Source organism: Flavobacterium chungnamense (assembly GCF_039539165.1).
Classification (GTDB): Bacteria; Bacteroidota; Bacteroidia; order Flavobacteriales; family Flavobacteriaceae; genus Flavobacterium; species Flavobacterium chungnamense.
On the sequence record NZ_BAABCS010000031.1, the window covers coordinates 94,742 to 108,435 of the forward strand.

12 protein-coding genes are annotated in these 13,694 nt (G+C 28.3%); all 12 read right to left on the reverse strand.

Annotated features, from left to right (window positions below):
* Positions 1 to 2 precede the first annotated feature (2 nt).
* The 12 genes from ABD771_RS14250 to ABD771_RS14305 all read right to left on the reverse strand — a co-directional run bounded on the left by ABD771_RS14250 (position 3) and on the right by ABD771_RS14305 (position 13,584).
* The gene (locus tag ABD771_RS14250) at positions 3 to 1,331 is read right to left on the reverse strand and encodes a restriction endonuclease subunit S (protein WP_345095778.1); all 1,329 of its coding nucleotides are present in this window, start codon (positions 1,329 to 1,331) and stop codon (positions 3 to 5) included.
* Positions 1,331 to 3,073, reverse strand: a complete 1,743-nt coding sequence (locus ABD771_RS14255; RefSeq protein ID WP_345095781.1) for a type I restriction-modification system subunit M — start codon at positions 3,071 to 3,073, stop codon at positions 1,331 to 1,333. The genes ABD771_RS14250 and ABD771_RS14255 overlap by 1 nt, the downstream gene beginning before the upstream one ends.
* A gap of 58 nt (positions 3,074 to 3,131) precedes the next feature.
* Positions 3,132 to 4,121: a hypothetical protein gene (locus ABD771_RS14260; protein WP_345095783.1), complete on the reverse strand. Its 990-nt coding sequence runs from the start codon at positions 4,119 to 4,121 to the stop codon at positions 3,132 to 3,134.
* A complete protein-coding gene (locus ABD771_RS14265; RefSeq protein WP_345095785.1) occupies positions 4,121 to 5,773 on the reverse strand; it encodes an AAA family ATPase in 1,653 nt (550 codons plus the stop codon). Before ABD771_RS14265 ends, ABD771_RS14260 begins: the two co-directional genes overlap by 1 nt.
* A 132-nt stretch (positions 5,774 to 5,905) precedes the next feature.
* On the reverse strand, positions 5,906 to 6,463 hold the full coding sequence (locus tag ABD771_RS14270) for a hypothetical protein (protein ID WP_345095787.1): 558 nt from the start codon (positions 6,461 to 6,463) through the stop codon (positions 5,906 to 5,908).
* Between the two features lie 69 nt (positions 6,464 to 6,532).
* Positions 6,533 to 7,261: a vWA domain-containing protein gene (locus ABD771_RS14275; RefSeq protein WP_345095789.1), complete on the reverse strand. Its 729-nt coding sequence runs from the start codon at positions 7,259 to 7,261 to the stop codon at positions 6,533 to 6,535.
* Positions 7,262 to 7,280: 19 nt separating this feature from the next.
* Positions 7,281 to 8,630: an ATP-dependent DNA helicase gene (locus ABD771_RS14280; protein ID WP_345095791.1), complete on the reverse strand. Its 1,350-nt coding sequence runs from the start codon at positions 8,628 to 8,630 to the stop codon at positions 7,281 to 7,283.
* A 102-nt stretch (positions 8,631 to 8,732) separates the two neighbouring features.
* The gene (locus tag ABD771_RS14285) at positions 8,733 to 9,863 is read right to left on the reverse strand and encodes a hypothetical protein (protein WP_345095793.1); all 1,131 of its coding nucleotides are present in this window, start codon (positions 9,861 to 9,863) and stop codon (positions 8,733 to 8,735) included.
* Positions 9,864 to 9,865: 2 nt separating this feature from the next.
* Positions 9,866 to 11,488, reverse strand: coding sequence for a DUF3696 domain-containing protein (locus ABD771_RS14290; RefSeq protein WP_345095795.1), 1,623 nt, complete (start codon positions 11,486 to 11,488; stop codon positions 9,866 to 9,868).
* Between the two features lie 217 nt (positions 11,489 to 11,705).
* Positions 11,706 to 12,860, reverse strand: a complete 1,155-nt coding sequence (locus ABD771_RS14295) for a hypothetical protein (RefSeq protein WP_345095797.1) — start codon at positions 12,858 to 12,860, stop codon at positions 11,706 to 11,708.
* Between the two features lie 55 nt (positions 12,861 to 12,915).
* A complete protein-coding gene (locus ABD771_RS14300; RefSeq protein WP_345095799.1) occupies positions 12,916 to 13,245 on the reverse strand; it encodes a DUF6717 family protein in 330 nt (109 codons plus the stop codon).
* A gap of 15 nt (positions 13,246 to 13,260) precedes the next feature.
* On the reverse strand, positions 13,261 to 13,584 hold the full coding sequence (locus tag ABD771_RS14305) for a hypothetical protein (protein WP_345095801.1): 324 nt from the start codon (positions 13,582 to 13,584) through the stop codon (positions 13,261 to 13,263).
* Between the last annotated feature and the right edge of the window lie 110 nt (positions 13,585 to 13,694).

Here is a 13,694-nt window from a genome sequence, read left to right on the forward strand (position 1 = left end):
CTTTAATTTATTTGCCAATCTCTAACATCTATTTTACCCGTTACCGCTTCTGATATTAACGATTGCCGGTAGGTTTGAACGTTTTTAATTTGGTTTTCAATCAATTTAATTGTTTTATCAATAATATTTATTTGATTTTGAATATAATTCATAATTTCTTCAATTTCATCATTTGGAGGTAAAGGCAATGAAAAATTTAAAATTTTTGTTTGCGAAATAGTTGGTATTGTACTTCCAATGACATTTGTTTCAACCTGATATTGAATATAATTTGTTCTTAATAAATTATATAAATAATCGGAATTAATTTTTACATCTTTAAGAACCAGTAATTGAGGGTTTATTGTTGCTTTTTTATTTAAATCTTTAACAATACCAACTTTTCCATAAGTTGAACCTGTTTTAACCATTAAAATATCATCATTATAAATTTTTATTTCTGGAGACTCTTCATATTTATCCCAACTAATATAAGTACAACTTTCAAAAGTCATATAATTTCCTTTCATATTTGAAGGACTAATAGTTATTGCTCCTTCATCTTCGCCTACAATATCTTCAGTTGTATAACCACGATAACCAATTCTTCCAAAAGCATTAGCTATTTGTTTAAGTCTTACAACCTCCCAATGTTCCGGAATTTCCCCCAACCATTCCACTCCACTATCTTTCATGGGGGCGTTTGGGTTTAAGCCTTTAGTAACCGCTTCGTTAATAACGGCTTGGCGTTTTTCTTTTAATAACTCAATTAAACGCTTTTTCTTTTCGATTGTGGCATCAATCAAATTGGTTTTGTAATCTAAAAATGCAGCTATTTGAGTTTGTTCTTCTAAAGATGGTAAAACAACTTCTAAATCTAAAAGCTTAGTTTTAGTAAGAATAGACAGAACGACACATGATGCGTTTTTTTGTAACTCTTCAATTGAAAAATAAAGTAAATATTTCAAAAATTCATCATCAACCTTTTTTATATCACCTTCAACTGAATGAATTTGCTGATTGGTTGTAATATCACAACCAGCAACTCCTAATTTCCCTATATCTCCAATACCACCAATAAGAATCGAACCTTTTCTAACTAATCTAGATTGTGATAATCCTTTTTCAGTTAAATATTGTTTAGAAGATGTAATTTTATTAAACTCATTTAAATCACTCGGTTTAACCCAAGGAATACCATATTCATCTGAAAAATAATCGTCTACAATTGTTGAAGGAGTATTTCCTGTAATAACATTAACAAAATATTTTAATTTTGATGAATTCCATTGTATAGGTATCTGTCCAATATATCCAATACCACAATCTTTATAACTATCGTATCTTTTCATTAGTTCAATAATTCAGTTAACAAAGAAGTAATTTCTGTTTCTAAGCTTACAATTTCTGTTTTCACTTCAGTAGCAGGTCGTAATCCTTTGTATTCGTAAAAATATTTAGTAAAGTTGATTTCATACCCAATACGGGTTTTGTCAAAATCAATCCAAGCATCTGGTACATGCGGAAGTACTTCGGTTTCAAAGTATTTTTCAATATCAGCAGTTAACGGCACGTTTTCTTTGTCGCGTTTTTTACTGTCGGCTTTAGGGTTCTTGTTTTTATCCAATACCTTTTTTCCTTTTTCATCATACACCGGTTGCTCCACTGTTAATTGGAAATAACCAAAATGCTCGTTATCAAAAATCTTAGAATGTTGCGTAGGTTTAAAATCGGTGTACAATTTCAAAATATCTGAAATGTGTTCTGCAGTAATTTCATTACGCTTGTTACCTAAACTTTTTTTATTGCTACGGCAATAATCAACCGCATTAATCAACTGTACTTTTCCTTTGCGTTGCTTTTCTTTTTTGTTGGTTAAAAACCAAATGTAGGTATTGATACCCGTATTATAAAACATGTCTTTAGGTAAAGCCACAATACACTCTAACCAATCATTTTCTATAATCCATTTACGAATGTCGCTTTCGCCAGAGCCAGCATCACCAGTAAATAAGGGCGAACCATTAGTTACTACACCAATGCGGCTACCTTCACGCTCCATTTTAGAAAGCATGTGTTGTAAAAACAGTAATTGTCCGTCAGAAGTTCGAGGCAATCCGGCATAAAAACGCCCAGCAGGGTTTAACGATTCATTTTCAATAAACTTCTGGTCTTTTTTCCAAGTTACCCCATAAGGCGGATTGGCCATCATGTAATGAAAATGCTTCCCTTGAAACTGATCTTCAGAAAAAGAGTTACCGTGTTTAATATTGTTAGCTTCTTCCCCAGTAATCAAGGCTTCTGATTTCGCAATAGCATACGATTGCTCGTTTAACTCTTGTCCATAAGTTTGAATAGTAGGTTTGTTCTTAGAATCTTTAAGTAAGGTATCTAAAATATAATTTTTACCCAAATTCACCATACCACCCGTTCCACAGGCTGGGTCAAAAATGGTACGTATAATACCTGGTTGGGATAACTCTTGTTTTTCATTTACAAATAAAATTGCATTCATTAAACCAATTACATCTCGTGGTGTAAAATGCTCTCCAGCTGTTTCGTTTGATTGTTCGTTAGAAATACGAATCAGTTCCTCAAAAACATAACCCATACCATGGTTATCGATTTTATCAGTATGCAAGTCGATTTTGCATATTGCATCAATCATTTCATACAACAACTTGTTTTTAATCAAACGCGCTACGATTTTATCAAACTGAAAGTTCTCTAAAATATCACGAACCTCTTGATTAAATCCGTTTAAATAGTTGTTGAAATTGATTTCTATGTTACGCGCATCGTCTTTCAACGAATGAAGTGTATGACGAGAAGTATTATAAAATTTCAATCCTCCTGCCGCTTTGCGAAGAATAGGATCTAATTTATCTTCTGCTACTTTATCTTTAAAGTTGTTATAAGTTTCTCGAACATTTTCATTTACTCCGTCTAAAATACAATCCAAACGACGGATAACCACAAAAGGAAGGACAACATCACCTATTTCATTTTTTCTAAAGGTATCACGCAATACATCATCGGTTATTTGCCAAATGAATCCTATATCTACTTTAGTACTATTGATTTGTTCGTTCATCGTTGTTTTTAATTTGTTTGTCAAAGGTATGGTTTATGTGTGTGGATTTGGTGCGTAGTTAGTTTAATAATGGATTATTTGTATTTCCAATATTAAAAATGACATCACTATCTATTTTCTGATTTTCTATGATTCTCTTTTTAACTAATTGAATATTTTGAAAATGTTGATGCTTTCTTATTTGTCCATAATATTTTTTTACATCTTTATACACCCAATTTCTGTCGCCTTTCGTAGACAGAATGATTTTTTTGTCTTTAAACACATTAAATCCTTTATCACTGTATATGTAATGAAAATTAGTAATAATAACTCTTTCATGCAGGTCATCTTTTACAGTATCAGTATGCGTAGATAATGAAATTTCTACATCTACTCCTGTTTTAGCTTTAAGATTCTTTACAATTTTGTTTAACTTCTCTATAAATTTTTTGCTCAGCAAACTTTTATTATTTGATGTAACGATAGACAAATGAAAAGGAATTTTTAATTTTTTTGAAATTAGATTTTCAAATATTGGGTACAAATTTTCAAGGTTTTCATTATGAAAATCATCTAAATTTTTCCATAAATAATTATCAATAACAATAGCAGAGTTTATAGGCTCGAGAGTTTTTAAATTAAAAACATCTTCCCAAGAATCAAAATCGTTTTTTTCGTCTTTTTGAAAACTATAACCAAAATGAAAATCAAGACTTTCGAGATATTCAATTTCATCTGGTTTTATGGCCAAAATTCCATAATCAGCTCTAATTTCATCAGTTTTAAAATTTTCATTTAAAACTAATATATCATTCAAATACGGTATAAAATCGTTGTTTTTAATATTATCCAAATCTACTTTGGCCGGAATAACACTGCCAATTTCTCTTTTGCTAAAACTTTTAAAAATTGGATTTTCTTCGATTAAATTTAGAATTTCTTCTTCGTCTAGGTCTAAATAAACATCGCAAAAATCATTCAAAATTTTCTCTAATATATCATTTGAATTGTTTACCAACAACTGGTTAAACTCATTAGAAAAACAATAAGCTCTTTGATATGCCATTATTTATTCTTTTTTAAGTTCAACTTATAGGTTTCAACTTCAAGTTCATCAGAATAATCGAAAAAACCTTTTCCAAATTTTCTATCAAATTTCCCGTTTTCTTGATATTTCATTTCATAAGGTCCGTTGTCAACATCAAAATAATACAACTTAAAAGGATGAGGATTTAACCCTTCATCGTTAGTATATTCCTCTTTAACTAAAATATTCTGAGATTTTCTAATTAAATATTCAGAGTGCGTTTCTATAATAAATTCTATACCATATTCTTTATTTACATCATGAAAAAACTTTGCTAATTCGCCTTGTAATGCGGGATGTAAATTGAGTTCAGGTTCTTCAACAACAACCGTAATATAATTCAAATTTTTTTTGTGCTTTCTTAAAAGGGTAGCCACACGAAGAATAATCATCATAGCTTGTAATGATCCCATTCCTTTATCGGCTAAATGAGCTTTTAATCCCTCTTTGTCGATAACATAAAATTCGTAAGCTTCTCCTGCATAAAACTCAATATCAAAGTCTACTCCAACTTCAAATTCATTCATCCAATATTTTACAAATTCATATTCTTTTTCTCCTTTTAGAATTTTAGATTGTTTAAAATCATGAATTGCTTGAGCTAAATTATTTTGTTTGTCTCTTAAGGAAAATAATGCAGACTGCTTACTTGGATTGGCACCCAAATAATAGACTTTAGTATTAGTGATTGATTTAATTGCATTACTGATAGAACTTTTTAATTCATTTTTATAATTATCAAAATCAACTAATACTTGTATTTTTTCTTCAAGCAATTCAAGATTTGATTTTTCACCTTGTCGAATTATCATATTTTTATCTAACGAATCAGAAACTATTTTTTCAAATGATTCATCAGAAATTTTGTTATGAGCATAATCATTTCGTAACTCTTTTATTTTTTTTAATTCAATTTCATTAAGATAAATTAAATCATTTATAAACTCTTCAACTCTTGAATCTGCGTTTATATATTCACTGAACAACAAAGGATAAGAAATATTGAAAACTTCATCAGTTTCATTTTCTTGATAATCTTCAACAACATTATCGCTTAACTTATTTAATTTATCACGCAAAAAATTATAACGATCAAGAAATCGAATCCCACTTAAAGATTTATTATTAAAATCCTTGCTCTTGATTTCCTTCTCCAATTCGTTCATTTCCTTGATTAGATCATTTAATGAATCGAATTTCTCAACAATTTCCGAATTGTACTTTACAACATTTAAATAATTTTCAAAATAATTTATTTCAATTTTCAATTTACTCTTGAAATCTTCAATCAATAAATTTGAAACATTTGCATTTGTATCATCACTATTTCCATAAATGCTGGTTGTAAATAAATAATCATCTATTTGCATCTGAAAAGAAATTTGTTCTTTAGATGAACCGCTTTTAATAGCCCTTCCAAATGTCACAATATTAGCATCTTCTAAAGATTTATTTGAAAAAGAAAACTCATTATATTGTTGATTTTGCAAGTAATCTAAAAACAACAAAAAAGCTTTCACCATAGTTGATTTTCCAGAATTATTTCTTCCTACTATAACAGATATTTTTCCTAATTCTAAAAGAGGAAAATCTTGAAAACGTCTAAAATTACTAAATGCTATTTTTTTCATATTGGCAGCAAAACTATATTTCAACTATGCATTTTAAGTGCGTAGAAAGTTTAAATTTATTGAATTACAATAATACAAAATATTTTTCTGAAGAATATATAATAAATAAAGCTGTTTAAGTTTGATTTTTCTTTAATTTAAATTGTAATATACTGAATCAATCAGTTCAGAAACATCCTGTTCTTTGGAATAGGACTCTATATAGTATGCTTCAACTTCAGAAAACCAATTTTTAAATGAGGTTAAAACCTCATCTACTTCATCAAAATCCAATTTGAATTGTTGCAACAAGCATCGAATTCGTTCCAATTCTCTAGTATAAGTAAATTTTGCGTCATTGGGTCTTACAGCTTTAAATAAAGCCATAATTTCATCACAAACGGCGCTATGTTGGCTATTGTTTCTCAACAGGTCTTTTGCTCTGGTAACTTTGGTATTTAAAATAAAGTATATTATATTGGATGATATCCTACCTAAATAATTATTTTGTTGATAACGCACACTCAAAACATAAAGCATTACTAATAAAGACGATAAAATAACCATAGCTAGAGCTATATATTTTAATCCAACAAGTATATAATCCATAGTAGTACAAACAAGAACAACTCCAAGAACAATCATATATCCCTTAACCAAATTGCCAATTTTTTGTTGACCTCCTAAAAATAAAATAAAGATATAAGGCATATTGTATTGCTGTGAAAAATTTATTACTTTTAAAATAAGACACTCAAGTTATTTTTAATCATAAGAGTTTTATTCCTTTTTGGATTTCCCAAATAGTACATCCCAAAAACTTCGCTTCTTTGTCAATTCTGGTTTTTTATCAGTAAGTGTCTTTTCTGATGCTTCTTCCTCATTAAAATAATTTTCTTTATAATTTCTTTTTGCATTAACATTAACACTATACCTTCTTCTACTTTCATATTCCCTCTCAAACATTGAACTGATTCCCGATTCATTTTTTTCAAAGCTCATAGAGTTTTTTATAGATAAATTGGCAGCCATTTTTTCAATATCATGGTCTGTACCAATATACGTAAACGTCCAATTACCCTCACTCAAAGTATCAATCATGTTTTTTATAGTACTTCCTGTATATTCTTTAGAAGCATTTTCTTCACCATCTGTAAGGATAGTAACCAAAACATTGTAGTTGGTTTGTGTTTCCAATGCTTGTTTTAATTTTGACAAACTAAATCCTATTGCGTCAAATAATGGAGTCATAGAATTCGGTTTATAGTTAGCAGCATCTATTTCGGTAAGTTTACTCACAGGATCCATAAAATGCAAGATTTTAGAACCAAACCCATTAAAAGAAACAATAGAAATAAAATGCTCTTGCTCTGGAAACTCTTGTTGAATTCCTTTTATTGATTGTACCAATTCATTAAATCCACTAATAATCATTGGCTTTATAGACTCCATTGAACCACTCTCATCTAAAATAATTAGGTTATGAATCTGCTGTTTTTCTGCTGTCATTTGTTTTAAAATTTATTGGTTAATATAATATTACATCCGATTTAGCTCTTGTAATAGCCGTATATTGAAACTTCATAGTAGGAATATGATAACTGTTTAAATATACTCTATTCCATTCTCCTCCCTGAGCTTTGTTGCAAGTAATGGAGTATCCATAACAAGCTCTAATAGCTCCAACATATCGGTCGTCAGAAGGAAAACCACTATCTCTATATTTATTATTTTTGTTTCTACGTTCGTGACGTAGCCTGTTTTCTTGTTCTTTAGTCAATCCGTCAATGTTGGTGACACTCTCTAAAATGAGATAATCTTCAATGATTTTTTCCTCATTTTCTCCTGTTTTATAGTTCAACTTTATTGGTACAAAATGCAATCCTGAAACTAGTTCCACACAATTCATATTAACTTCTTCCACTACTACATGGTCACCATTGTATAATTGTTCTCCATTTCTTTTCCATGTGGTAGAGATATACAATAATTCATTCTTTTCAATAATTTGAGAACTATTTTTATACAATCGTTCTCTTACCATAGTGTTGAATAATTTATTCATTGGATGAGTAGCACCAATAGAAATAATATTTTCAAATCCATTTTGTTCATATTCTTTTGCAAACGTAGTGGCAGCATAATTTTTAGATACTTTCGAAAATCCCTCTAAGGGTACCGAAGTAATGTTTGCGTCTATAGCATCCCTAGTTAAAGTAGCATTTTTTAAAATACAGCTCCCATCTTCCTGTCTTTTTACTTGTGTTAACTTATAAGACTTACCTTTAAGTTTATATTTTTCAGATAAATAATTAGCATCAAGCGCTTTGGAATCTTGTTCATGAATTGGAGCTAATTGATTGGTATCACCAAGAAATATGATTTTATTTTTACTATTACTTCTTTTAACATAATGAATCAAACCATCTAATAACGAATGATCACTACTAAACAGACTTCCTACTTCATTACTAGCTTTAGAAGCAATCATCGAAGCCTCATCAATAATATAAATGCAATATTCTTTCTCATCATTAGATTTTAATTTCCATACAATTTCTCCTGTTTTTGAGTTCGTTTCTGGAATATATATCATAGAATGAATAGTATTACTAATAGTTTGTGCTTTTCTACCTATTATCCTTGCAGCTCTTCCAGTAGGTGCTGCTATGGTATAACCGATATGATTAGCATTAAGATGCCCAATTAGAGCGGTAGTAATGGATGTTTTACCAGTACCTGCCGAACCACATAAGATAAGAAAATCATCTGTGTTGGTTTCTTTAACAAACTCACTCATTGCCCATAAAACATCTTTTTGTTCAGTTGTTGGGCAATCAAATTGTAAGTGATCTAAAATTGAAATAGCAGTTTCCATAAGCATCTGTTTTTGATTTCTGATGCAAAGGAACTACGGAAGTATGCGCAATAAGTGCATAGATAAATTAATTACATATAAATAATTAAAATCACTTTATTTTCATTTTTCTGAAGTTGATTTAATTTTTGAAATCCAATTATTAGGGCCTTCTTTTGGAAAGAATAAAAAAGGTTCTTTTCCTTTATTTTTTTTGTGTTCTTTTATAATAAATTTATTTTGTTCAATGATTAAATTATTGTGATTAATAATTCTATCATAGGTATATTTATTAAAAATAGTTTCAAATATTATTTGGCTATTTGAGGGGATATGAGGCATTAAATTAAAACCCTTTGTTGAATCAATAACTAAATAATTAAAATACATAATTCTATCATGAAAATCCATTTTTTTCAAATATATTTTTTCTTCTTTTTCTTCTTTTTCTTCTAAATTTGAAATTATTCCTATTTTATTATCACTTATTTTACTGTTTAAAAGGTTCCATTTTTCTTCAACATCTTTTAAAATTTCTGTAATAGATGGTTTTGATTCATTTTTTTTTCTTTGTATAAAGTTAGATGTATAAATATCAATTGTTATATTTTTTCTAGAAAATAAAATTTGATTTAAAAAAAGACCTAAATTTTTTTCAATTTTTTGGTTGTAGTTGTTTACCAAAATATATTTATCGTTGATAACAATTTTATTAAAAGTTAATTTATTTACAATATCTTTAATTGGATTCCATAAATTTCCAATGGTCTTTGGATATTCACCAATTTTAATATTTTTTAATTCGTAACTTAAATCAATTTTAATATGACAAATATCAATTATAGCCTGAATCTCTTTTACATAATTAGAATAATTGAAGCATAATATACCTTTTTTTTCTAATTCTTGAAAATTTCTTTTTTCATATGTAAAAACAAGCACTTGATCAATTTCATTTAGATTATTTAGTTCATTTTCTATAGAATCTACCCAATTGCTGTTAAATGAACTTATTTTTTTATGAATTTTACCTGGCAAACTTAATCCTCCTAAATCAAATATAGAACTATCATCATCATCAAAACCTAATGTTTCTAGTTCATCTTTAATACTTGAATCTTCTTCAATATATATATCTAAATGATCATAATTAGATAAAATATTGTCTATAATACAGAGACTATTAGTTTTTTCTGCTTGTTTTAGATCATTATCTATTTTTCTTAAAAAGGGTATATCAAAAAATAACTTCATATTTAATTTTGTTGAGTCTTTGTAATTTCTAATGATTTTAATTTTTCAAGTAATTTAAATTGCAATTGTACTGACTCATCAAAAAAACCTTCACCAAACCTACTTGATAGATTACCGTTCTTCTTTATTTTAATCTCTTTAACTTTTTTTTCATTTATGTTTAATCGGTTTCCCTTTTCATCCAATCGTTCTTCATTAAAATAATATATTATAGACTTATCAGGACTTATACTTTTTTCTAAATCTTCATTATTAGAACTTTCGTTAAGAGCAGTCAAGTATTGTAATTTTCTAATAAAATATTCACTGTGCGTTTCAATAATAAATCTAAAACTCTTGAATTTATTTACAGTTAGTACAAAAAAATCAGCTAATTTTGATTGCAGTTTTGGATGTAAATTAGCTTCAGGCTCTTCAATTATAATTATCGGAAAATATCCAGTTTCAGAATCATTATTTGGGTTTAAAGTACAATTATATATTTTCAATAATATAGGTACTAATTGGGAATATCCAAAGCCATATTCAGCCATACTTTTATCATTTATCTTTAACTCAAGTAAGGTGTTATCTTTTTCAATAATTGAATCTACTTTAATTTTACCAGGTAATTCAAATATTTTCTCTACATCTCTAAAATATTTTTCTAAATATTCAAAATCTTCATATTCTTTTGTTTTTTCAATATAAAATTTTGAAGTTTTCGAAATCTCAGAATTATTATTAGTATTTATTATTCTTTCCTGAATCCCTCGTGCTGGAGAAACATAATGAAGTGGACTAAAATCAGAAGGTTCTATTTCAGCTATATAATCTATTAACTTATTTTTATAAATAATTTCATCATTAAAAATATAATTTCCCAAAATATTTTCTTCGATTATAATATAATTTGATTTTGTTATTTTTTCTATTTCTTCTTTTATATATTTTTTTACTTCCTCATTTATTTGCTTAATATATTTTTTAAATTCTCTTATTTTGTCGTGTTCATTATGTACATCAAATTGAAATTTGATACGCTTAAATGCTTTATCTTGTATTTTTAATAACTTATCTTTAAATTCAAATGTTCTATCAATGTTTAGATTTTCATCTTTGATGTTGTATAAAAGATAATCATCTTCAAATTTACTTACATTATAATCAGGAAGATTTATTTCTTCTGCAAGAATCAAATCAATTAAATAATTAATATTAAATTCAAATTCAAATCCAAAACAATTTTCATTTTCCCATTCTTCCTCAGGTTCATAAATGTCAAATTTCAGTAATAAAATGTCATTATTTTTTATTGAAATTTCTTGTAAATTTCCGTATGAATAAGAATATTCAATTGAGTAAACATCACCAAATAAATCATTTTTTATAAATGTATTTATTTTTAACTTATTGTTACCTTCTTTATGATTATCTCTATTTATTATATCATTATAACTTTTTAAATTATGAATGTTAGTATTGAAATTCAGTTTGTTTTTCCCTTCGTTAAATAATAATAGTAACTTCGTTAAAGAACTTTTTCCGGCATTGTTAGGTCCTGTAAGTAAGGTAAGAGGTCTTAATTCAAATTCTGTATAGTCTTTAAATACTCTAAAGTTTTCAATGCCTATTTTATTTATCATAACGGTTTTTTTTAATTTTTTAGCAAAAATAAATAGTTTTTATGCAAAACAAGTGCATACTTTATTAGTTTATTTAAAAGCATATCAAAAGCATATCAAAAGCATATCAAAAGCATATCAAAGGCATATCAAAGGCATATCAAAGGCATATCAAAGGTATATCAAAGGTATATCAAAGGTATAGGTAAAGCATATCAACTTTTATACAATTATATAATTAGGTGTACATAATTAATTCCCTGTTCAACTTTATACTTTTCTTTTCGCCTCGTTCTCCTTTAATGCAATAGAAATCATATAAAGAATCACCAACGGCATTTTTGATTTTTCTATTGATTCTAGAAAGCACTACATTAATATCATTTTCTAAAGGATTTATCAATACGTCAATGGCTCTGTCAATAAGTTCTCTTTCAGATAGATTACTAAATTGACGGTAAAGTTGTTCTAAGTCGTTCCTATAATCAGACAAATGCGATATTCTTATTCCTTCTTCAAAGTTAAGAAACAAGAAATATATGGCTTTTTCCTTTGGGTTTAATGCCAATTCTAATCCACCTAAATCTGTAAAAAATATTTTTTTAGTATGACCTCTAATTTCCATTCTGCTAGGTTGTTGCAATAAAGTTGCACGTCCTCTAAAAGTCATGCTGTTTCGAATTCCATCTAAAATATCGAAAAATTGTCTGGAATATAACGTAGGAATGTCTCGTACAATAAATTTATTCATGCAACTTTCACATACATCAGCGGTTCGCATCTTTAAGATGATTTGAGATTTATCTTTACAAAAATCCATGATGCAACCAATCGATTTTTTATGAACCCCTTTTAGCGTTTCTTCTCTATCAGGAAACATATAATAACGCATCACCCATATGATGATTTCATAGGCAATTGGAAAACGGATATCAATAGAGTTTCCAAAAAAATGTTCCCAGTTGGATGTTTGGATAAAGTAGTTTTTCATAGAAGGAGCAACCCCACCAAACCAATTGAGTTCATTCCCTAAATCTGTTAGCAACACCACTATATCCTCATCAGGCAACGCTTTTGATTTTCTATAGTTATCACATTCAGCAAACAATTGCTCCCAAGTTTTCTTTCTCTCGATGTAAGGGAATGATATTTTGGGTCCACTTAACGAATAATAAGTAGAAGAAGATTTTCTAGATTCATTATCCATTACTGTTGATGTCTCAAAATCTTTTTTGCGTAGCCATGTTATTTCTTCGGCCTCATTGTTAAATTCTGAAAAGTCTTCTTCGCAAGCCATAAAGTGCATAGGACCTTGGAATTGCTGCAATAAATGCAGCACATTCCTATAGGTTTCTATTTTTAATTCGGGTGATCGTAATAAGTGTACATTCATAAAACTAAATTAAACTTTTTTTGGTAATTTCTTTATAATAATTAGTCTATTATTTTTAGTAAACTACTTTAAAATGTATTTGTCTTGGGAACAAACCATCAAATACAAATTTAGTTACGTTACACAACCAAACAGGAGTAAAGCCTAAATGATAAATACAACCGTTTGGTGGTGTTTTAACAATTCGCTTAAGGGTTTGAAATCCTGGAGTGCTAAATGCTTTGTCAGTTGATAAGGTTACATTTACAGTTGTACCATTATTTGACAATTGGTCTAATAGGGTATCTGCTCCTGCTACCATTTGTAATTCACCTTTTGTTCCAGTCCAATTCGGTAAATCTATGTACCAGTTTCCTTGTTCTTTATTAAACGTGTAATTTTTCATATCAATAGCTTTATGTTATCTTCTGTCTTTGTTTTTAATAAAATCTAAGAAGTCTTTTTTAGTAACACCCTCTGATTTACTTTGAGAATATTGTCTCATACCTTCACTGATGTCGTCCATCATATAATTCATATCTAATTTCTTAAAGGATACCACATTTTCTGAACGGATGTTTAACATTTTTGAGGTATGAATCGCATCAATATCAGCACCTAAAAACGTAAAATTCCATTTTTCAGTAGCTTCAAGTTCGGCAATAGTTTTGGCAATTTGATGGTAGGTAAATTCACGGCTGGCATTTTCCATTCCATCGGTTAGAATAACCATAACGATACTCATCTCATTATTTAACGTGAGTTCGATATAAAAGTGTAAAAATATTTGGGTAAAAAAGCAAAAGTTAGTATATTTAAAGTGTTGAATTTTAATATTTTAACTAAACTTTTGCT

What these genes read in the sequence shown, in the direction of transcription:
- ABD771_RS14280 (WP_345095791.1), bottom strand. Translation starts at nt 8,630, where the DNA reads ATGGAAACTGCTATTTCAATTTTAGATCACTTACAATTTGATTGCCCA.
- ABD771_RS14285 (WP_345095793.1), bottom strand. Translation starts at nt 9,863, where the DNA reads ATGAAGTTATTTTTTGATATACCCTTTTTAAGAAAAATAGATAATGAT.
- ABD771_RS14255 (WP_345095781.1), bottom strand. Translation starts at nt 3,073, where the DNA reads ATGAACGAACAAATCAATAGTACTAAAGTAGATATAGGATTCATTTGG.
- ABD771_RS14270 (WP_345095787.1), bottom strand. Translation starts at nt 6,463, where the DNA reads ATGCCTTATATCTTTATTTTATTTTTAGGAGGTCAACAAAAAATTGGC.
- ABD771_RS14260 (WP_345095783.1), bottom strand. Translation starts at nt 4,121, where the DNA reads ATGGCATATCAAAGAGCTTATTGTTTTTCTAATGAGTTTAACCAGTTG.
- ABD771_RS14295 (WP_345095797.1), bottom strand. Translation starts at nt 12,860, where the DNA reads ATGAATGTACACTTATTACGATCACCCGAATTAAAAATAGAAACCTAT.
- ABD771_RS14300 (WP_345095799.1), bottom strand. Translation starts at nt 13,245, where the DNA reads ATGAAAAATTACACGTTTAATAAAGAACAAGGAAACTGGTACATAGAT.
- ABD771_RS14305 (WP_345095801.1), bottom strand. Translation starts at nt 13,584, where the DNA reads ATGAGTATCGTTATGGTTATTCTAACCGATGGAATGGAAAATGCCAGC.
- ABD771_RS14275 (WP_345095789.1), bottom strand. Translation starts at nt 7,261, where the DNA reads ATGACAGCAGAAAAACAGCAGATTCATAACCTAATTATTTTAGATGAG.
- ABD771_RS14250 (WP_345095778.1), bottom strand. Translation starts at nt 1,331, where the DNA reads ATGAAAAGATACGATAGTTATAAAGATTGTGGTATTGGATATATTGGA.
- ABD771_RS14290 (WP_345095795.1), bottom strand. Translation starts at nt 11,488, where the DNA reads ATGATAAATAAAATAGGCATTGAAAACTTTAGAGTATTTAAAGACTAT.
- ABD771_RS14265 (WP_345095785.1), bottom strand. Translation starts at nt 5,773, where the DNA reads ATGAAAAAAATAGCATTTAGTAATTTTAGACGTTTTCAAGATTTTCCT.